The sequence below is a fragment of the Leyella stercorea DSM 18206 genome (assembly GCF_000235885.1).
Lineage (GTDB): Bacteria > Bacteroidota > Bacteroidia > Bacteroidales > Bacteroidaceae > Prevotella > Prevotella stercorea.
Window position 1 is genome coordinate 14805 of sequence record NZ_JH379465.1, and the last position, 21725, is coordinate 36529.

18 protein-coding genes and 1 tRNA gene are annotated in these 21725 nt (G+C 50.6%); 11 read left to right on the plus strand and 8 right to left on the minus strand.

All coding sequences use genetic code 11. The features are described from left to right. Positions 1–200, minus strand: a 200-nt coding sequence (locus HMPREF0673_RS14805; RefSeq protein ID WP_216589918.1) for a hypothetical protein, incomplete at its 3' end; no start/stop codon positions are given. 162 nt (positions 201–362) lie between these two features. Between HMPREF0673_RS14805 and HMPREF0673_RS11410 the strand changes: the two genes are divergently transcribed. The 6 genes from HMPREF0673_RS11410 to HMPREF0673_RS11435 all read left to right on the plus strand — a co-directional run bounded on the left by HMPREF0673_RS11410 (position 363) and on the right by HMPREF0673_RS11435 (position 6493). Beyond that, complete coding sequence (locus HMPREF0673_RS11410) at positions 363–1319, plus strand: methylenetetrahydrofolate reductase (RefSeq protein ID WP_040596927.1); 957 nt, start codon at positions 363–365, stop codon at positions 1317–1319. Between the two features lie 29 nt (positions 1320–1348). Then, positions 1349–2455, plus strand: a complete 1107-nt coding sequence (locus HMPREF0673_RS11415) for a DNA polymerase III subunit (RefSeq protein ID WP_007902566.1) — start codon at positions 1349–1351, stop codon at positions 2453–2455. 6 nt (positions 2456–2461) lie between these two features. Then, a complete protein-coding gene (locus HMPREF0673_RS11420) occupies positions 2462–3973 on the plus strand; it encodes a PSP1 domain-containing protein (RefSeq protein ID WP_007902568.1) in 1512 nt (503 codons plus the stop codon). A 10-nt stretch (positions 3974–3983) separates the two neighbouring features. Beyond that, complete coding sequence (locus tag HMPREF0673_RS11425) at positions 3984–4460, plus strand: gliding motility lipoprotein GldH (protein ID WP_040596928.1); 477 nt, start codon at positions 3984–3986, stop codon at positions 4458–4460. A 13-nt stretch (positions 4461–4473) separates the two neighbouring features. Beyond that, positions 4474–5214, plus strand: coding sequence for a type IX secretion/gliding motility protein PorT/SprT (gene porT, locus HMPREF0673_RS11430; protein WP_007902572.1), 741 nt, complete (start codon positions 4474–4476; stop codon positions 5212–5214). A 520-nt stretch (positions 5215–5734) separates the two neighbouring features. Further along, positions 5735–6493, plus strand: a complete 759-nt coding sequence (locus HMPREF0673_RS11435; protein ID WP_007902576.1) for a DUF5036 family protein — start codon at positions 5735–5737, stop codon at positions 6491–6493. 159 nt (positions 6494–6652) lie between these two features. Here HMPREF0673_RS11435 and rodA read toward each other — a convergent pair whose 3' ends face one another. From rodA to HMPREF0673_RS11470, 7 genes are all read right to left on the minus strand, one after another. Then, complete coding sequence (gene rodA / locus HMPREF0673_RS11440) at positions 6653–8116, minus strand: rod shape-determining protein RodA (RefSeq protein WP_007902589.1); 1464 nt, start codon at positions 8114–8116, stop codon at positions 6653–6655. A 105-nt stretch (positions 8117–8221) separates the two neighbouring features. Continuing rightward, the gene (mrdA, locus tag HMPREF0673_RS11445; RefSeq protein ID WP_007902591.1) at positions 8222–10078 is read right to left on the minus strand and encodes a penicillin-binding protein 2; all 1857 of its coding nucleotides are present in this window, start codon (positions 10076–10078) and stop codon (positions 8222–8224) included. A 64-nt stretch (positions 10079–10142) separates the two neighbouring features. Then, a complete protein-coding gene (mreD, locus tag HMPREF0673_RS11450; protein WP_007902597.1) occupies positions 10143–10646 on the minus strand; it encodes a rod shape-determining protein MreD in 504 nt (167 codons plus the stop codon). 17 nt (positions 10647–10663) lie between these two features. Further along, the gene (gene mreC / locus HMPREF0673_RS11455; RefSeq protein WP_007902599.1) at positions 10664–11524 is read right to left on the minus strand and encodes a rod shape-determining protein MreC; all 861 of its coding nucleotides are present in this window, start codon (positions 11522–11524) and stop codon (positions 10664–10666) included. Between the two features lie 189 nt (positions 11525–11713). Further along, positions 11714–12736, minus strand: a complete 1023-nt coding sequence (locus HMPREF0673_RS11460) for a rod shape-determining protein (protein ID WP_007902600.1) — start codon at positions 12734–12736, stop codon at positions 11714–11716. A gap of 30 nt (positions 12737–12766) precedes the next feature. Further along, complete coding sequence (locus tag HMPREF0673_RS11465; protein WP_007902601.1) at positions 12767–13360, minus strand: MGS-like domain protein; 594 nt, start codon at positions 13358–13360, stop codon at positions 12767–12769. A gap of 252 nt (positions 13361–13612) precedes the next feature. Next, positions 13613–13686 (minus strand) — tRNA-Met (locus HMPREF0673_RS11470). A gap of 157 nt (positions 13687–13843) precedes the next feature. Between HMPREF0673_RS11470 and HMPREF0673_RS11475 the strand changes: the two genes are divergently transcribed. The 5 genes from HMPREF0673_RS11475 to HMPREF0673_RS11495 all read left to right on the plus strand — a co-directional run bounded on the left by HMPREF0673_RS11475 (position 13844) and on the right by HMPREF0673_RS11495 (position 21577). Then, a complete protein-coding gene (locus HMPREF0673_RS11475) occupies positions 13844–14239 on the plus strand; it encodes an START-like domain-containing protein (protein WP_007902603.1) in 396 nt (131 codons plus the stop codon). A 176-nt stretch (positions 14240–14415) separates the two neighbouring features. Continuing rightward, on the plus strand, positions 14416–16320 hold the full coding sequence (locus HMPREF0673_RS11480; protein WP_007902608.1) for an LptF/LptG family permease: 1905 nt from the start codon (positions 14416–14418) through the stop codon (positions 16318–16320). 81 nt (positions 16321–16401) lie between these two features. Continuing rightward, complete coding sequence (locus HMPREF0673_RS11485; protein ID WP_007902611.1) at positions 16402–17613, plus strand: bifunctional 3,4-dihydroxy-2-butanone-4-phosphate synthase/GTP cyclohydrolase II; 1212 nt, start codon at positions 16402–16404, stop codon at positions 17611–17613. 329 nt (positions 17614–17942) lie between these two features. Beyond that, positions 17943–20264 carry a TonB-dependent receptor domain-containing protein gene (locus tag HMPREF0673_RS11490; RefSeq protein ID WP_007902612.1) on the plus strand — a complete coding sequence of 774 codons (2322 nt, stop codon included), beginning with the start codon at positions 17943–17945 and terminating at the stop codon, positions 20262–20264. A gap of 134 nt (positions 20265–20398) precedes the next feature. Then, positions 20399–21577 carry a hypothetical protein gene (locus HMPREF0673_RS11495; protein WP_007902613.1) on the plus strand — a complete coding sequence of 393 codons (1179 nt, stop codon included), beginning with the start codon at positions 20399–20401 and terminating at the stop codon, positions 21575–21577. Positions 21578–21725 lie beyond the last annotated feature (148 nt).

The window sequence follows — 21725 nt, forward strand, 5'->3', positions numbered from 1 at the left end:
GTGGTGAGGTGTTGAGATGGTGAGGTGGTGAGGTGGCGAGATGGTGAGGTGGTGAGGTGTTGGGATGGTGAGATGGTGAGGTGTTGAGATGGTGAGGTGTTGAGGTGTTTGGATGGTGAATTGTTAGCCGCAGCGGCATTGCTGGCAGCTAAGCAGAACGCGAAAAATGCGCTCGAAACGAGGGTTGTATGTAAGTTCATATTCATTTTATAAAGGGCGCGTGGGTATGGCAGGGATGCCATACCCTCCTATGTATTATTTAGATTTACAAGCAAATGTATTAATTATTAATCAAAATAGCAAATTTATGTAAGATTTTCCGTAACTTTGTAGTGGTAAATAAGATACGAAAGGATAATAAGATGAATATTTCAGATATACTCACCTCCGGTGGTGGCGAGAAGCACTTCTCGTTCGAGGTGTTACCACCGTTGAAAGGCACAGGAACAGAGCGTCTGTTCTCTACGATAGAGAAGTTCCGCGATTTCGATCCGGCGTACATCAATATCACCACACATCACAGCGAGTTCGTCTATCGCGAGCTCGACAACGGCCAGTACGAGCGCCTTCGTGTGCGCCGTCGTCCGGGCACGGTGGCCATAGCGGCTGCCATACAGAACAAGTTCGGTGTGCCGGTCATACCGCACATCATCTGCAGCGGCGCCACAGCCGATGCCATCGAGTACGAGCTGATCGACTTGCAGTTCCTCGGCATCGAGAACGTGCTGCTGCTGCGTGGCGACAAGGCACGCGACGATAGTCAGTTTGTGCCCACCCCTGGCGGACACGCCCACACCACCGACCTCATCGAGCAGGTGAACCGCTTCAACGAGGGCTTCTTCAACGACGGCACGCCGATAAAGAACCCCGGCAAGAAGTTCCACTACGGCGTGGCGTGCTACCCCGAGAAGCACGAGGAGGCACTGAACATAGACCTCGACCTGAAGTATCTGAAGATGAAGCAAGACATGGGTGCCGACTACGCCGTCACGCAGCTGTTCTACGATAACCGTAAGTACTTCCGCTTCGTGGAGAAGGCACGCCAGATGGGCATCACCATACCGATCGTGCCGGGCATCAAGCCGCTTGCAAAGCTCTCGCAGCTGACGGTAGTGCCGCGCGTGTTCCGCTGCGACTTCCCGCAGGAGCTGGCAGTGGAGGCACTGAAGTGCAAGACCGACGACGACGCCCGCCAACTCGGCATAGAGTGGTCGACCGAGCAGTGTCGCCAGCTCTACAAAGCCGGAGTGAACAACATACATTTCTACACCGTCTCGGCTGTCGACTCCGTAAGAGAAGTGGCAAGGAGACTGTTGTAGTTCAAAATTCAAAACTCGCAATAGCGCAAATGACATTTGAAGAAGTAATAGGTCAGGACGAGGCGAAACAGTCGCTCGTCAAACTCATAGAGGAGCACCGAGTGCCCCACGCCATGCTGTTCTGCGGTCCGATGGGCTGCGGCAAGAAAGCCCTTGCCCTTGCGTTCGCCTCGCGTCTGTTGGGCGACAGTCCGCTGCTGCGCCAGTGGCAGCACCCCGACCTCCACTTCAGCTTCCCTACGATAAAGAAGCCCACGATGGGGTCCGACCATCAGCCCGTGAGCGACGACTACGCCCAGGAGTGGCGCGAGCTGCTCAGCGACGGTGCCTACTTCAGCATAGAGCAGTGGATGGAGGCGATGGGCGCAGAGAACCAGCAAGCCATCATCACCGGAGCCGAGAGCGACCGCCTCTCGCGCCGCTTGAGCATAAAAGCGTCGCAGGGCGGATACAAGGTGTGCGTGATGTGGCTGCCCGAGCGCATGAATGTCACCTCGGCCAACAAGATACTCAAGCTGCTCGAGGAGCCACCGCAGCAGACCGTGTTCATCCTCGTCAGCGAGGAACCCGAGAAGTTGCTCGAGACAATACGCAGTCGCACACAGCGCTTCGACTTCAAACGTATCAGCGACGAAGCCATAGAGCAGGCACTCACCGAGCGTCGCGGCATCGACACCGACACGGCGCACCGCATAGCACGCATAGCCAACGGCTCGTGGACCGCAGCCCTCGACTCGCTGCGCGCCGGCAACGAGGCAAGCCTCTTCTTCGACCTCTTCGCCATGCTCATGCGCTACGCCTACAGCAAGAAGGTGAAGGAACTGAAGAAGTGGAGCGAGAGCGTAGCCGCCTTCGGACGCGAGAAGCAGAAGCGCATGATCGTCTACTTCAACCGCATGGTGCGCGAGAGTTTTATGTACAACTTCCGCAACCCCGAGCTCAACTATATGACAGCGAACGAAGAGCAGTTCTGCACACGCTTTGCACCGTTCATCAACGAGCGCAACGTGATGGAGCTGAACGAACTCTTCGAGCGTGCACTGCGCGACATATCACAGAACGCCAACGCCAAGATGGTGTTCTTCGACATAGCATTACAAACAATTATACTCATAACACGTAAACAACAAGCATAAATCGCAATGAAGGATTTCAAAGATATGCAATTCAAGATAACGCGCGACACCGACCGCGGATTGCACCATTACGCTTGCGGACGACAGAACATGCAGCTGAACACCTACGACTGGCTGTACGACGTACCGGGCAACGACGAGGACACCGACCTCGTGGAGGTGCAGTTCAAGAACACGCGCAAGGGTTACTACCACAACGTCAACAATATCGACCTGCACAAGGGCGACATCGTGGCGGTGGAGGCAAGCCCCGGTCACGACATAGGCACCGTTACGCTCACCGGCAGACTGGTGAAGCTGCAACTGAAGAAAGCCAACCTAAAGTCGGCTGACGACATCAAGCGCGTCTACCGCATAGCCAAGCCCGTGGACATCGACAAGTACAACGAAGCGAAGAGCCGCGAACACGGCACGATGATACAGAGCCGCCAGATAGCCAAGGATCTCGGTCTGCAGATGAAGATTGGCGACGTAGAGTATCAGGGCGACGGCAACAAGGCGATATTCTACTACATCGCCGACGAGCGCGTCGACTTCCGTCAGCTCATCAAGGTGCTTGCCGACACCTTCCACGTACGCATCGAGATGAAGCAGATCGGTGCGCGTCAGGAGGCAGGACGCATCGGCGGTACGGGTCCCTGCGGCAGAGAGCTCTGCTGCGCCACATGGATGAAGAACTTCGTGAGCGTCAGCACCAACGCTGCACGCATACAGGACATATCGCTCAATCCGCAGAAGCTTGCCGGCATGTGCGCCAAACTGAAGTGCTGCCTCAACTACGAGGTGGACGACTACGTGGAGGCAAGCCGTAAGATGCCGGCACGCGACATAGTGCTGCAGACTCTCGACAGCGACTACTACCTCTTCAAGTCGGACATCCTCGCCGGCACCGTGGTCTACTCAACCGACAAGGGCATAGCTGCCAACCTCGAGGAGATTACAGCCGAGCGTGCCCGTGCCATCATCGAGATGAACAAGCGCGGCGAGAAGCCCGAGTCGCTCACCGAGGACGGAACGGTGAAGCAGGACACACGCCCTCGCGACCTGCTCGCCGATGCCGACATCAGTCGCTTCGACAAGGCACGCAAGCGCAAGAAGAAACCCGCAAAGCGCCAAGGGGGCGCACCCGGCTCAACTGCACCGAAGAAAGGCGAAGGGGGTGCAGTTGTCTCAACTGCACTGAAGAGAGGTGAAGGGGGTGCAGTTGTCTCAACTGCACCGAGAAAAGGCGAAGGTCAGCGTCGTAACAATCAGCAGCGTCGTAACAACCGTCCTGAGGGCGAACCCACCCAGGGGGTGCACTTGTCTCAAGTGCACCAACCAAATGGTAACAACAACTCAGTCGGTGCAGCTGAGACAGCTGCATCCCCTAAGGTGCACCAACCAAATGGTAACACCAACAGCTCTGTTGGTGCAGCTGAGACAGCTGCACCCCCTAAAGTGCACCAACCAAAGAATAGCACCAACAGCTCAGTCGGTGCAGCTGAGACAGCTGCACCCCCTAAGGATGCTCATTAGAATTGTGGCTATGAAAAGAGCAATAAGCTTACGGATAGCCGCAATGACCCTTGCGCTGGTCGCCATGCTGCTAACGGCGTGCGACCATCGCACCATCTACGACCGATACGAGAGCACCGCCCTCTCTGGGTGGGAGAAGAACGACACCATTACGTTCGCCATCCGCCCGTTGAAGGAGGCAGCCACCTATCGCGCTCTGCTCGGTGTGCGCACTACGGATAGCTATCCGTTCACGTCGCTCACGCTGATTGTGGAGCAAGAGATAATGCCGGCGCATCGTGTCCTTGTCGACACCATATGCTGCGAGCTCACCGACGAACAAGGCAAAGTGCTCGGCGACGGCATAGGCTACAGACAGTATCAGTTTGAGGTGTGCCAACTGCAGTTGCAGGAAGGCGACTCGCTGCACGTAGTGGTGCGCCACGATATGAAGCGCGAGATACTGCCCGGTATCTGCGATGTCGGCATAAAGCTATTGAAAGAATAGAAACAACCCATAGATGAGAAAATACATATATATTATAATAATGTGTATCGTCAGCCTCGCTGCCTCAGCACAAGAGCGCACCGTGCAGAACCGTCCGTACACCGACTTGCGTCCATTCCACTTCGGCGTGGTCGTGGGTACGCACGTGCAGGACATGGAGGTGCGTATGGCTGGTCCGCAGACCATCACCACTGAGGACGGTACGCAGGAGACACTCGTCACCGCCGACCAAAGTCGCTGGGACCCCGGCATCAATGTCGGAGTGCTTGGCGAGCTACGTCTGTCCACACATTTCCAGTTGCGCGTGGCACCGATGATGTACTTCGGCACGCGCCACATAGTGTTCCAAGACCTGAAGAACCTAAGCGCGAGTGGTAAGCCCGAAGAGAAACGCCAGGACATGAAGACCGCTTACATCGCCGTGGCAGGCGACATCATCTTCGCTGCGCCACGCTTCAACAACCACCGCCCGTATCTCATGGCAGGTGTGTCGCCGATGATCAACCTCACGGGCAAGAGCACCGACGCGCTGAAGCTGAAGCGCACGTCGCTCTCGCTGGAGTTCGGCGTGGGCTGCGACTTCTATCTGCCCTACTTCAAGCTGCGCCCAGAGCTGAAGTTCGTCTACGGCTTAGGCAACGCCCTCGACACAAAGCACGCCAAGGAGCTGCGCGACAAGAGTCTGCTCAAGTACACGTATGGCGTGAAGGAGGCACGTACAAAGATGGTAGTGCTTAGCTTCTACTTCGAGTAGACAAGATACTTGATAACTCATATAGGCGATACGGTGGCAGTGAAAGTTATTTACATAGGAATGCTTAAAATGTAGTGCTAAACAACATTTTGTGCCATACAAATTTGCTTATATCCTAAAAACATACTAAATTTGTAACCAAATCTGAGTCTATCTCAGCTATTTAAACATAACATTGTCTAACTTAATATTAACAGAAACAAGAAAAAGAAAACAAACAAACTAAAACGGTAAGTGGTTAGTGGTTTAGAATCATTGCCACGACAGAGATTTAACAACTAAGGATTAATTCCTTGTATTATCAAACTCTGTGTTTCCGTTCTTTAACTTTTAAAATATTGAGCTTTTAGCTCTTGTTCTTTTGTATCGAATACCGCCAATATTCACTCTACGAGAACAAGCAGATGAAAGGTTCATGCCATAGGCGTGAACTGTCTCGTGCTTGTTGTAGAGTAGGTCACTTGGCGGTAACCAGATACAAAACAAGTTGCAGACGGTTACACGCTTTTTATTTTTTATTATGAAAAAACTCTTTAACAAGTACTTATTTTTATTGTGTGTAGCATTCGGTGCGCTTATCTTCTCGTCTTGTAGCAAAGACGATGATGCTGAAAATGATAATGGTGGCGTAGTGATCAATCCTGACAAGAACATACCTGACCCTAAGGGAACCATTACTATGAATATGATGGTAGGAGATGGTAATGACAATAGTGTCTCCGTAAGAGATTTTGGTACTATAAAAATCAATAGTGCATATAACTTTACGGGAGGTTCTTGCTCATTCGTTTCATTGGGTAAGATTAAAGGATTGGGAAATGTTACCGCTATACCACAAGATGGATGGAATTCTTCTGTTGCGGTAAATTCTGGTGATGGATATGTAGTAGGATACATGGATTATGGTCTGATTAGATATGCTCGACTATATGTTGTAAGCGAGATTGCAGGAACGTCAGGCGGTATTATTGGATATACCATAAAATGTCAGGCTCCATTTGTTCCATTTGCTCCTAAGTTCGCTGAAAGTTCTTTAGAGTTTGGGGCTAATGATAATTCTCTGCCAAAAGAACTAACACTCGTAAACCTGACATCTGCTAAAGTAAAGTCAAAGCCAGACTGGTGTTATGTGTACGGAACGGAGAATGGTTTTAGAGTGTACGTAGATAACAATCTTATGGATGCAGAAAGAAGTGGCATTATCGAATTTGAGAACGCTGAAGGCTCAACAAGCGTTTCTATTAAGCAGCAGAAGAAATCAGACAATCCTGAGTTTTAAGCTGGTAATAAAGAGGTGTCGATTATCCAAAGCTTCGCAGCCTACAAAAATAACCAACACTAAGCATTAAATAAATAGCGATATGTAAATCCAACTAATGATTTGCATATCGCTTTATTTATGATACTACTGACATTATATTTATAAATAAAATGTAACCTAAGCCTTGAGCATATTGCGCTTTGCGTCTATACTGAGGAATATGAAAAGCAGGATAGTGAAGCCCCAAAGCGACGATCCGCCGTAGCTGAAGAATGGTAGCGGGATACCGATGACAGGCGTTAAGCCTAACACCATGCCCACGTTGATGAACACGTGGAAGAGGAACACCGATGCCACACAGTAGCCGTATATGCGCCCAAAGGCGAATGGTTGTCGCTCGGCAAGCGCAAGCAGTCGGAGTATGAGGACGAGGAACAGCAGCAATACGCCTGCCGAACCGATGAAACCCTCCTCCTCGCCCACGGTGCAGAAGATGAAGTCGGTGTCTTGCTCGGGCACGAACTTCAGCTTAGTCTGCGTGCCATTGAGGAAGCCTTTGCCTTTGAGTCCGCCCGAGCCGATGGCTATCTCGCTCTGATGAACGTTGTAGCCGGCACCGGCAAGGTCTTCGTCGAGACCGAGCAACACGTTGATGCGCACACGCTGATGAGGCTCCATCACGTTGTTCAGCACGTAGTCGGCAGAGTAGAAGAACACCACCGAACCGACGGCGAACGCCAGTATGAAGAAGTATTGCGGAAGGCGCGTACGCAGTCCGTGGTAGAGGAGATAGAGGAATAGCGCAAGACACATACCGAGCTGCACCCACGTCACGTCGAACGGAATGACGTACACGTCGAAGAGAATGGCTATAGTGGTGAGCACCAGACTATAGCCGATGATTGTATTGGTGTGCTTGCGGTTGTGTACATAGTTGTACACCATGCCTGCTACGAACAGTTGTACGAGCAGCAGCACCACGAACTTGCCCACCGATGTAGGTGTGTCGAAGAGCATAATGCCCTCGTACTTAATGCCCACAACGAAGTAGAGCACCATCGCTACGCCCGTGAAGAGGATGCTGCCAGGCATTCCCTCGCGGTAGAACATGAGGAAGAATGTGAGATAGACGAGTGCAGAGCCCGTCTCACGCTGACCCACGATGCAGAGCATGGGCACGAGCACCACGGCGCAAGCCGCTGCAAAGTCTTTCCAGCGTTGTATGTTATAGCCGTAGGTGCTCATCAGCTTGGCGAGCGCAAGTGCGGTTGCAAACTTGCCGAACTCGGCAGGCTGCAAGCGTAGCGGACCGATGACGAGCCACGAGTGGGAACCCTTGATGTCGTGAGGGTTGAAGATGGTGGCAAAGAGCAGCAGGAGCAGCACACCGTAGATGATGAACGAGAACGTGTCGAAGAAGCGCGAGTCCATCATCAGTATGACAAAACCGAGACAGATACTCGTGCCAATCCATAGAATCTGCATACCCGAGCGTGTGTCGAGCGAGAACAGATCGTTGTCGCCGAAGGAGTAGCTCGCACCGCAGATGCTCAACCATCCGAAGAGCATCAGTGCTATGTACAGGCCAATGGTCAGCCAGTCGACCTGCGACCAAATGCTTTGTGGTTTGTCGTTTATCATTATTTTTAGTTTATAAGCCTTCCTAAGCCTCTTTAAGTCTTTCTAAGCCTCTTTAAGCCTTCCTAAGCCTTCCTAAGCTTTTTACTTTTTTACTCTTTTACTTTTTTACTTTTGAGAGAATCTCGGACCGTAGCCAATGCGTCGTGCCTGCATGGCATCGGCTTGCGCCTCGGCAGCAGGCGATAGCTTGCCCGTAAGATACTGTTCCATCATCAGTCCGCCGATAGGTACACCGAAGTCGGCACCCCATCCGCCGTTCTCTACGTACACGGCTATAGCTATCTTCGGGTTGTTCATCGGTGCGAAGCCCATGAACACGGAGTGGTCGCGTCCGTGGTTCTGCGCCGTACCCGTCTTGCCACATGCCTCGAACGGCAGTCGTGAGAGAGCTTTACACGTACCCTTTAAGGCTGAGGAGCGCATACCTGCTACCACGTAATCGTAGGCTCGGCGTGATGCCATTGTGTAGTGGCGGTGGGTGTACATGGTGTCGAGCGGTTCGCCTTGCACCTTGCGCACCACGTGTGGTCGGTAGTAGTAGCCGCGGTTGGCGATGGTGGCACCGAGGTTGGCTATCTGTAGCGGAGTGAGCGTCACCTCGCCCTGGCCGATAGATATAGAGATGATAGTCAGACCGTTCCACGAGCCACGATAGTTGCGGTCGTAATAATCGGCGTTCGGAATCATGCCGCGCTTCTCGCCAGGCAGGTCGATGCCCAACTTATAGCCGAAGCCCATCGACACCATATAGTCGCGCCACGTGTTCATGGCGTTATACGGAGTCTTGTATTTCGAGCGGTTGCCAATCATGTAGTAAAGACCCCAACAGAAGTAGGAGTTGCACGAGGTGCTGATGGCATCGACAAGAGCGATAGGAGCGGCATGTGAGTGGCAGCCTACGTGTAGACCGCGATAGTAGAAGCCGTGGTTGCAGGGGAATGCTGTGCCTGGCGTAATGATGCCTTCAGTCATGTACGTAAGAGCCTGCGATGTCTTGAACGTGGAGCCAGGCGGATACATACCCATTATGGAGCGGTTGAGCAGTGGTTTCCACGCATCTTTAGCCAGTGCGCGGTGGTTCTTAGCGCGTGCACGTCCCACCATGATACGTGGGTCGTAGCTCGGAGCCGACACCATACAGAGCACTTCCCCCGTACGAGGGTCGAGTGCCACGATAGAGCCTATCTTGCCCTCCATGAGACGTTCGCCCAATGCTTGTAGCTTCTCGTCAATGGCGAGCGTGAGGTCTTTGCCGGCAATCGGTTTGCGATCGTACTTGCCGTCCATGTACTTGCCTTGTATGCGTCCGCGAGCGTCGCGCAGCAGAATTTGCACTCCTTTTTCGCCACGCAACTGTTTCTCGTACGACTTCTCCACACCGAGTTTGCCGATGTAGTCGCCAGGCTGATAGTAGCTATCCTCCTCAATGTCGTAGGGCGACACCTCAGCCACGTCGCCGAGGATATGCGCGCCCACCTTCGATTGGTATTGGCGTATGCTGCGCTGCTGCACGTAGAAACCAGGGAAGCGGAATATCTTTTCTTGGAAGAAGCTGAACTCCTCCGAAGGGAGCTGACTCATAAAGAGCTGCTGCGTGAAGCGCGAGTAGCCAGGGTTCTTCGAGTAGTCCTTAATGTCGTTCATGCGCTTTATGAAGAACTCTTTCGTGATGCCAAGCGCGTGGCAAAACTCAAGCGTGTCGATGCGTCCCTTTGCTTCGTTCATCACGACCATAATGTCGTAAGCCGGCTGGTTGTACACGAGCAGTCTGCCGTTGCGGTCGTAGATGGCACCACGCGAAGGGTATTCGATTTTCTTGAGGAAGGCGTTGGAGTCGGCGTTCTTCTTGTAGTCGTCGCTAAGCAGCTGCAGCGTGAAGAGACGCACGATGTAGACAACGACAATAGCCGTTGCCACGAAAGCGATTACGTAGCGCCGTTTCTCAAGGTTATAATTGCTCATTTCCTACTACTGATGTTACCGATTACTACTAATAATGTTCTCTACTTACAGTTTCTGCTGTGCTCTATCTTTTACTTCTGAAGTACTCTATCACCAAAATCAATACAACGGTGATGATGGTGCTTGCTACGATGCAAGCAATCCATTGTCCCCAGTTGTACAGATTGAAGGCTTCGAGCGAGAAGAATGTGAAGCAATAGATGAGTACGAGGATGATGGTGTAATTGGTGTATTTGCTTGAGCCGAAGGTGAAGGGGGACGGACGGAGGTCGTCGGCACTATCGCGTGGTGCGAACAGTTCGACAACGTAAGGCTGCAAGAAGCCCACGAGCGTCATTGAGGCAGCTGCTACGCCTGGTGTATTGGTGAAGATGTCCACCAACAGCCCCATGAAGAAGCACCAAAGCAGCGTAGCCCACTTCGCTTCGCCGCGTTGCACGGTCAGTGCGAAGTAGACATAGAGTAGCGGTGTGGCGCATCCGAAGACGCTGATATGGTTGAGTAGCAGCGTCTGTGCGAGCAGCAGCACTATAATGAATACTATGTTTCTAAGGAAGTTCAGGCTCATTTGTTTCTTCTGTATGTTTATTGGCGTGCCTTGATGGAGTCTTCGGCAGCACGCAGTAATTCGAGTTTCTTGTCCATCTCGCGGTCGTTGATGACGCTCACGTCGCGCAGACGTGAGAAGTCGGTCGACAGAGCGATGTTGAGACGGTAGGAGAGTCCGTTCTCGGAGTTGTACACATGTTTGATGCGTCCGACGATGATACCCGGTGGAAACACCGAGGAGTAGCCCGATGTCACGATGAAGTCGCCCAGTCGGAAGTGTGCATGGCGTGGTATGTCCTCTACGTATGCCGTTTCGGGCGAACCACCATGCCAGCGCAGGTAGCCGAAGTAGCCACGTCCGCGTATAGTGCAGCTGATGTTCGACTGCTCATTGAGCACAGGGATAACCACCGAGTAGTGTTCGTTGCATAGATAGACGATGCCCACGATGCCCTGTCCGCACACCACACCCATGTCCTTGCGCACGCCGTCGGCACTGCCTTTATCTATGGTGATGAAGTTGTTAGCCTTGTCGAGCGACGAGCTGACGACCTTTGCCGGTATGGTCTCGTAGTCGCGCATGATGTTCTGTTGCAGTCGTTCGACGAGGGTAGTGTCGTTGTTTGACTTCTTCACCTGCTCGCGCAGCATCTCCACTTCGCGTTCGAGGTATATGTTGCGGTCGGTGAGTTGGCGGTTCACTTCGGTAAGGGCGAAGTATTGCTTCACGGACGAGTCCCATTCGTACATCTTGCCTGCTACGGCATTAGCCGATGAAAACCACACACTGCCCTGATAGCTGTTGTACTTGAACAGCAGTGTGAGGCTCACTACCTCAAGCAAGAGGAAGACGAACCAGTGGTTGTGGCGTGAAAGGAAATCTAATAGGTTGCGCATAATTGAAAAGTAAAAAAGTAAAAGAGTAAAAAAGTAAAAAGCAGAGGGCGTATAACCTTTCCTGCTCTTTTTACTCTTTTACTTTTTTACCTTCTTACCTTTAAATGTTATTTACTGTCAAGAGTGTTTTACTCTTTTGTTGTCAAGAGCTTTTTACTCTTTTACTTTTTTTACTCTTTTACTTTTATCCTATCTCATCAGGAATGAGAAGCGGTCGATGTTCTTCAGAGCCACACCCGCACCGATTGCTACGCTGTGCAACGGATCTTCGGCGATGTGGAACGGAATGTTGATCTTCTCCTGCAAACGCTTGTCGAGACCACGCAGCAGAGCGCCGCCACCACTGAGATAGATACCGTTCTTCACGATGTCGGCATAGAGTTCTGGCGGTGTGTTCTCAAGAGCAGAGAGCACAGCGTTCTCGATCTTTGCGATAGTCTTGTCGAGGCAGTGTGCTATCTCCTGATAGCATACCGGCACCTCCATAGGGAGCGCAGTGATGCGGTTCGGTCCGTGAACGATGAAGTCCTCCGGTGCATCGTCGCCAAGCTCAGTGAGAGCCGAGCCGACGTGTATCTTGATACGCTCAGCCATACGCTCCGAAACCTTCACGTTGTGCTGGCGTGACATATACTCCTGAATGTCGGCTGTGAGGTCATCGCCAGCAGTGCGAATAGAGTTGTTCGACACGATGCCGCCGAGCGAGATTACAGCAATCTCTGTTGAGCCGCCACCTATGTCTACAATCATGTTGCCCTCTGGTGCTTCCACGTCGATGCCGATGCCTATAGCAGCTGCCATAGGCTCGAAGATGAGGTACACGTCGCGTCCGTCGGCGTGCTCAGCACTGTCGCGCACGGCGCGCAACTCCACTTCGGTAGAACCTGAAGGAACGCCGATAACCATACGCAGCGACGGGGTGAAGAGTCGGCTGCCAGAGTGTACCATCTTGATGAGTCCGCGCATCATCTGTTCACATGCTGAGAAGTCGGCGATGACTCCATCGCGGAGTGGGCGAATGGTTCGGATGTTGTCGTGAGTCTTCTCATACATCATCTTTGCCTTCGAGCCGACAGCAATCATTTTGTCTGTGCGACGATCGAGTGCCACCACCGACGGCTCATCAACAACGATCTTATCGTCGCAGATGATGATGGTGTTGGCAGTGCCGAGGTCCATCGCAATTTCCTGTCTGAATGAAAAAAATCCCATTTATTGAGTTTTGAATTATGAGTTTTGAGTTTACTTTGCAAACCAAGCGTGGATGGCTGTGTCGTAATGGCTGCTTACGCCGAACGCACGCTCAGCGAACATCTTGCGCTCCTCAAGAGAGGTCTCAGCACCATTAGTGTTGAGGATGTCGAGGAGAACCTTGTATTCAGCCTTGCTCGGAACGATGACCACGTCGTTGAAGTTTTTAGCACCAGCACGGATGAGCGAGATGCCGCCTATGTCTATCTTCTCGATGATGTCGGCATCGGAAGCACCGCTTGCTACAGTCTGCTCGAATGGGTAGAGGTCGACGATGACGAGGTCGATTTCGGGGATGGCGTATTCGGCCATCTGCTGGCGGTCGCCTTCATTGTCGCGGCGAGCGAGGATGCCGCCGAAGATGCGTGGGTGCAGAGTCTTGACACGTCCACCAAGGATTGATGGGTAAGATGTTACGCTTTCTACCGACTGACATTCGTAGCCAAGCTTTTCGATGAATGCTTGTGTGCCACCAGTAGAGAGGAATTTAACACCTTCTTCGTTGAGCTTCTTCAGGAGCTCGTCGAGACCATCCTTATGAAATACGGAGATAAGCGCGGTCTTGATTTTTTTTGTTCCAGCCATGATTTCTTTTTATTATTGTTGATTATCCTTTTTGCCTTGTTGTTGTATGATGTTGTTACACGTGCGAACGTCAATATGGCTTTGCTATTCCGTCTTGCGTGTAATTTTTCAAAATCAATGCAAAGGTACTAAAAACCAATAATATAATGTGTAAATTGTAGAAAAAATGCGGAAAAAGTTGTGTTAAATATGTTTTTATTGATTTATATACAAAAAAACGAGTTAAAGACTTAATCTTTAACTCGTTCTTTGTAGCGGGACCCAGGATTGAACTGGGGACCTCATGATTATGAATCATGCGCTCTAACCAGCTGAGCTATCCCGCCATCGTTCTTGATTGCGGGTGCAAAGGTAATGCTTTTTTGTTAATCGCCAAAACTTTTTGCAAAAAAAATCACAACAAAGTGCATTTTCTTTATCTTTTTCCCTATCTTTGCAAAAAATACAGGCCTTCCTAATGGCTTAACTACTAAAACGACAACTATGGAGAAAAACAAAATCACTGTAGAACACCTCCTAAACTCAACTTCGAAGAATATCATTTGGCAGCTTATCGGTACCGATTCGGGTTTGCAGAAGTGGATAGCCGATAGCGTGACGCTCGATGGCGACCAACTCACCTGCGCATGGGGCGATGCCCACCGCCACCACGAAGTACGAATGGCAACGGTCAGCGTGATTGAGAAATACGGACGCATACGCTGGAGTTGGGACGACGAAACCGACGGGTCGTATGTAGAGATACGTATGGAGAAGTGTAGTCTGACGGGTGGATACATGCTCAGCGTTACCGATTTTACAGACGATGGCGATAAGGACTGGCTCGAGGATATATGGACGAGCAACTTCGAGCGTTTGCGTCGTAAGTGTGGCGTGTAGGGTAGGAGTGGGCTACTTCGGCAGTGTAAAAATACTAAAATCATTTAATTTCGTGGAGTATATGAAATATTTATGCTAATTTTGCAGCATAAAAAAGCATACATATACTTAACCTCTTATATGTAGTGCACTGGTGGAACAGTCTACCTATATATAATAAGGTAAAAACGCTCACGATGTTTCGTATAAAGAAATTAGATATCTTCATTGCAAAGCAGTTCGGTCTTTTGTTCATAGGAACGTTCTTCATCTGTCAATTTGTACTGATGATGCAGTTTCTGTGGAAATATGTCGACGAGCTAATCGGTAAGGGACTCTCCGTCGACGTGCTTGCCGAATTCTTTTGGCATATGGGACTCATGCTTGTGCCGCAAGCAATGCCGCTTGCCATTCTGCTTTCATCGCTTATAACATTCGGAAATCTCGGTGAAAGCTCAGAGCTGACGGCTATAAAAGCTGCAGGTATATCGCTCATGCAAGCGTTTCGTTCGCTCATAGCCATCAGTGTGGCTATCTGCGTGCTCTCCATTTATTTTCAGAACTCTATCGGTCCGGAAGCCAACCGCAAGCTCGCCTTGATGCTCATATCGATGAAGCAGAAGAGTCCGGAACTGGAAATACCGGAAGGCGTGTTTTACGACGGCATACCAAACTCTAACCTCTACGTGTCGAAGAAGAATATGGACACGGGTAAGCTTTACGGTATAATGATTTATCGCATGACTGGGTCGTACGAAGACCAGGCGATAATACTCGCCGACTCGGGCATGTTGCAGTCGACAGCCGAGAAGAAACACCTGCTGCTCACGCTGTGGAGTGGCGAATGGTTTGAGAATATGCAGTCGCAGGAGTTGGCAGGCAGCGCTTCGGTGCCCTATCGTCGCGAGTCGTTTGTACAGAAGCATATCGTGCTCGACTTTGATACAGACTTTAATGTGAGCGATGGTTCGTCGGTATCCAACGACGCACGTGGCAAGAGTTTCACGCAGATAGTTCACGATATGGACTCGCTGAAACAAGTGTACGATAGTATCGGCAACAACTACTACGCTGCCGATCGACTCACGTTCTATCGACTCGCTTCGGTTACGAAGAACGACTCGCTTCGCGCCCTACAACTTGCTACGACTTCAGCCTATAACGTCGATACAGCATACGCTCACCTCACGTCGCAACAGAAGCGCACCGCTATAAGTTATGCCCTGAACCGAGTAGCCTCGCGCAAGAGCGACCTCGAGTTTAAGTCGCTCATTACCAGCGATGGCGACCGCCTGATACGTCAGCACGAGATAGAATGGGTGGCAAAGATAACGCTCGCCTTGTCGTGCCTCATCTTTTTCTTTATCGGTGCGCCGCTCGGAGCCATCATACGCAAGGGCGGACTGGGTCTGCCGGTGCTCATCTCGGTGCTCGTCTTCATCCTCTACTACATACTCGACAACTCGGGCTATCGAATGGCGCGAAGCGGTATGTGGACGATATGGTTCGGCAAGAGTCTTGCTCCCGCTGTGCTCGTGCCGATGGCGGTGTTCTTTACATATAAAGCAACCAACGACTCCGTTGTGTTCAATGCCGACTTGTACGCTGACATCTTCCGTCGCTTCTTCGGTCTGCGCATCAAGCGCCCGATATATCGCAAGGAGGTGGTAATCAACGATCCGCACTACGCCGACGACTTGGCACAATTGCAGCAGATGAACAACGAGATAGTCGAGTACTCGCACACGCATCGTTTGAAACGTGCACCAAGTTGGGTGAAAGTGTTCTTCAAGTACGAGCCCGACAACGTGATGGAGCGCATTGTGCCACAGCTGGAGCAGATAATAGAAGACCTCAGCAACTCGCGCGACCGCACTATCATCAACCATCTGAGCATGTACCCCGTGATGTCGGAGCGCGCCCACACACGCCCCTTCGAACGCAAGTGGCTGAACATTGTGGCAGCCATCGTCGTACCGCTCGGCTTCGTGCTCTACATGCGAATGTGGCGCTATCGCTTGCGTCTGCAGCGCGACCTGAAGGTGGTGCAGACCGAGAACAAGATAATCATGGGCAGAATAAACGCTATACTCAATCGGTAGCGGCATACTTAATGGCGATATTTTAGAAACAATAATAGTAAGATAACGAATAATAATAACACTCATCAACAAATAAATAATATGGGAGAATTCAGACTGAGCAGCATCGAAGATGCTCTAAAAGATTTTAAAGACGGACAGTTCGTAATCGTGGTTGACGACGAAGACCGCGAGAATGAGGGCGACCTCATCATCGCCGCCGAGAAGATAACTCCTGAAAAGGTGAACTTTATGTTGAAGAACGCGCGTGGCGTGCTCTGTGCCCCCATCACCCTCTCGCGTTGTGAGGAGCTCGACCTGCCACATCAGGTGAGCGACAACACCTCAATGCTTGGCACACCGTTCACCGTTACAATCGATAAACTTGAGGGATGCACCACCGGCGTGTCAACACACGACCGTGCTGCCACCATCAAAGCACTCGCCGACCCAACGTCTACACCACAGACCTTCGGCCGCCCTGGACATATCAATCCGCTCTACGCACAGGACAACGGCGTGCTCCGCCGCTGCGGACACACCGAGGCTGCCATCGACCTCTGCCGCCTGGCAGGTCTCTATCCGGCAGGCGCACTCATGGAGATAATGAACGAAGACGGCACAATGGCACGTATGCCCGACCTGCAGAAGATGGCAGAGGAGTGGGGCTTGCGCATCATCACCATCAAGGACCTCATCGCTTACCGCCTCAAGAAGGAGTCGATAATCGAAGTGGGCGAGGAGGTAGACATGCCTACAGAGTGGGGACACTTCCGCCTCGTGCCGTTCCGTCAGCAGAGCAACGGACTGGAGCACATGGCACTCGTGAAGGGCGAGTGGCGTGAGGACGAGCCCGTGCTCGTACGTGTACACTCTTCATGCGCCACAGGCGACATCCTCGGCTCGAAGCGCTGCGACTGCGGACAGCAGCTCCACGCAGCTATGCAGATGATTGAGAAGGAAGGCAAGGGCGTAGTGGTTTATATGCAGCAGGAAGGTCGCGGTATCGGACTCATGAACAAGATTGAGGCATACAAGCTGCAGGAGGAAGGCTATGACACCGTAGATGCCAACGTGCACCTCGGCTTCAAGCCCGACGAGCGCGACTATGGTTGCGGAGCACAGATGCTGCGCCACCTCGGCGTGCACAAGATGCGCCTGCTCACCAACAACCCTACAAAGCGCGTAGGCTTAGAGTCGTACGGACTCGAAATAGTGGAGAACGTGCCCATCGAAGTGATACCCAACAAGTACAACGAGCGCTATCTGAAGACTAAGCGCGACCGTATGGGTCACACCTTGCACCTCAAGTAATAATCAAGTAGAGGGTGTGTCAAAACTATAGAATTGTGATGAATGGCTAACTGTAGGAGACTACGGCATTCTTGCCGTAGTCATTGCAAACAGTTGTATTTCAGTTACTAATGGCTACGGCAGGAATGCCGTAGCCTCCTACGATTAGAACCGTTTGCTATTCAATTTGCCAAATATTTTAGTTTTGACACACCCTCAGCCGCAAGCAATGCTAACGATAAGAGAACATGAGCTTGGGTGTATGCTATTTGTATATACCTAAACTAATGTTCTCGTCCTTTTTATAGAGTAAATGAGCCGTTTAGTAGCAAAAATAAAAAATAGCGATTATGATTAAGGTAATGATAGCGACGCTTATATCGCTTATGTCTTTTGCTCCGATAATGGCGCAGAACATTAAGGGAAAGATTGAAAATACTAAAGGAGAACCTTTGGCTTTCGTGAATGTCGTGCTTCTGACTCGTGGGGATTCGGTCTTTGTCAAGGGGGCTGTGAGTGGCGAGGATGGTAGCTTTGTTATCGATTCTCCTTGCAATGACGGAATCATTAAGGTTTCATCAATTGGTTATACTACAGTTTTCCGAGATTGTCGTGGAGACGACATGGGGGTCATCCGATTAAGCGAAGAATCCTGGATGCTTGGCGAAATCGTTGTAAGAAGCCAGTTGCCCAAGACGGTGTTGAGCGGCGAAGGAATGACGACGACGGTATCAGGTAGCGTGTTGGAGAAAACTGCCAATATGGAGCAGCTGCTTTCACGCATCCCCAGCGTGTCGGCTAAAGACGGAGATATAGAAGTGTTCGGCAGAGGAACACCAGTAATTTATATCAATGGTCGTAAGATGCAAGACCAAATGGAGTTGCAGCGTTTGCAACCAAACGACATCAAGAACATTGAGGTTATCAGCAACCCTGGTGCACGTTATGATGCCAGCGTGAAGAGCGTTATACGCATCACCACCAAGAAACCGCAAGGCGAGGGTTTCAGCTTTGACAATAGCACCAGTTTTGTCATCAATGAAGATAAGCGTATGAGTTATTACGAGTCGTTCCGGGGCAACTATCGTAAAGGTGGCTTCGACATCACCGGCTTTTTGTATGGGGCATACACTCATCAACCAGACAACAAGAGAATACAGCAGTATACCTACACCAGCAATACATGGTTACAGAATACTAAGATAACGCAAGAATATACAAATCTCAATCCGTATGCACGCTTGAGTGCCAGCTATATGTTTGACGATGAGAACTCCATCGGTGCGAGTTTCAGTTACGACCGCTATGCGAGAAAAGAAGGTAGGGGACTACAGCAAGCCATGTCATACTGCAATGATCAACTCGTGGAGACATCTCGTGGAGACTATTTCTCTCCTGGTCATACCTCGAAATATCTTGCCAATGCCTATTATGTAGGCAAGATAGGGGCACTCAAAATAGACTTCAATACCGATTACTATTGGTATGGTGACAGGGATAGGATGACTATAAAAGAGAGCGTCACCGGCGAAGACAACCAGATAAAAAACTCTCAAGCCGACTCTTACCGCAACAACCGCAACTCGTTGGTTGCTTCAAAACTTGTTCTTGGTTTTCCGCTGTTCAAGGGCGAACTGTCGGTAGGTGGCGAATACTCTTCTCTTAATCGTCGAATGTTATACACCATCGTGCCAGAAGTTACGAGTAATGAGAACGAGAAAGTGAAAGAGTCGATGACTTCGGCTTTCGTAGACTACACCCGCTCCTTCGGGGCGCTTTCTGTGCAGGCTGGTTTGCGCTACGAGTATAACTACTTTGATTATTACGCAAACGAGATTCATATCGACCTTCAGAGCAAGACATACAGCAACTGGTTTCCGTCGCTTGCCCTTTCGCTACCCGTAGGCAAGACCCAGATGCAACTGACATACGCAGCCGACATCTATCGTCCCAGCTACAACGAACTCAGAAGTGGCGTGCAGTACGACAACCAGTACACATACGAATCGGGAAATCCGTTCCTCACACCATCTATAACGCGCAATCTTACTTACGCTTTCTCATGGAAGTGGGTTAATCTGCAACTGATTTATTCACATATCTCCGATGAGGTTTGTACGATGACGCAGACCTATCAGAACAATCCGATAAAGTCGCTTGCCCGTCCGGAAAATATCAACAGCTATAACTCCTTTCAGGCAGGACTGACGCTGAATCCAACCTACGGCATTTGGCATCCAACATTAGAGGCGATGCTCTACAAACAATGGCTCAAGATGGACACGCACGTGGGCAATAAGCTCAATAATCCGGTGGCTGTTTTCTCTTTTACCAACACGTTCGACTTCAAGTGGTTGACGGCTTCGCTCGTAATGACCGCACAGACCGAAGGAAACATGGGAAACAAAAATATACGTAAGGGATATTTCAACACCGATCTCTCTCTTTACAGGGCATTACTCAAAAATCGCTTGACGTTAACCCTTGACGTATCCGACCTATTCGCCACCGGCAATCAGCACCGCACGTTCTATTCAGGCACTGCACGAACATTGTTTTACGATGCTTACTCTGTCAGTAGCATCACGCTGGGCATCCGCTATCGCTTTAATGCCACAAATAGCAAGTATAAGGGAACTGGCGCAGGACAAAGTCAGAAGAGACGAATGTAATCGGCAGATTTTGGCGTGATTTTTACGAAAAAGTTATTCAAAAACTTTGCCGTTTTCTGCAAATGGTGTATATTTGCAACCGATTTTATGATATGTATTCAATCTTGATTTAACATACAAACAATAAACTGATTATGATAAAGCTACACAAGCTATTTGCTCTCTTTGCAGCCGTTGCTGCATTTACAGCATGTTCAAACTCAGAAGAGACCAATGGTACTGACGACTCTTCGTTGGCTAATGCGCCTCAAACTGAGGTGTATATGGGCGTTGATGTCCTGAATAACTATCAGAAGGTGAACGCTGTAACACGTGCTGCCAATCCTCTGTCTCCAACCGCCAATGTCAATTATTTCAATGTAAAGGTCGACCCACGCCTTGGTTTTAATGTCGCTCCAAACAAGTACGTTGGAGTTATGAACAACGGCAAGGTGTACACCGACTGCCCATACATTACTATAAATAAGGACAAGAACTTCGACTACCTGCTCAGTACAAATGGTTCGGGCTTGCGCACCCTTATTGCAGCAGGCGACACCACCACTGCCACCATTGTAAAGAAACTCACAAGCTGGTGTGGTCGCACCAATCCGGTGTCGCCTACCGTGGTGGAAAAGAACATCCGTGTGATATGGTATCTCGCCAAGAGCATGGAGAACGGTTGGCATGTTGACGGCTTGCTCACCGACAAAGACGACATCAAGGCAGCATGTGATGCATGCAAGGACGAGGGCTTCCAAGAGATAACCTTCGGCGAGAACGATGGTAAGACGCAACTCGCCTATCAGCAGCTTGCCGACTATTATCCAACCATCTACAACATCAAACCTATCGACCCGACCCTCTTGGTTGACATCCATCAGCAGGAGCACTCTTCATGGGGCGAGATCAAGACATCCCTGCATATCAAGGAGGCTAAGGACGTGAAGGTGTTCCTCCCCGTAGGCATCGACTATACAGTAGAGGGTGTCGAGTCGGCAGCTCTTGTGCGCTACTTCGAGAAGTACTTCGAGGTGCAGGATTACGATGCAACTGTCGGTGCCAATGTTAAGCTCACCGTTGAGCGTCAGCCTGCAGGCATCACAATCAATGTCACCGGCGTGACAAAGGAACTGCTCAAGGCCCTCGAACGCCGCTACAACGACGGACTCACCATAGAGATACACTCCTATTACAAACTTTCCGACAAGAATGGCGAGAGCGACTACATCGCCCCCGTATGGAGTGCCCTCAAGAACTCTACCGTTACCTACGACGGCGACGTGAAGTATCGCATCACATCGGCTTTCAATAACGAGAGCGTTGAGAATTAATAGTGCGGTTTTGAACCCCATTATACATATTTAGTATGAAGGGTGTGCTAGAAATCAATTGATTTGGGCTTGCAGCTCATCTTGTTTGACTTCTGACATACCCTTTTTTCGTCACCGATTGCGTCCGCCGTCCGACCGGATTGCGTCC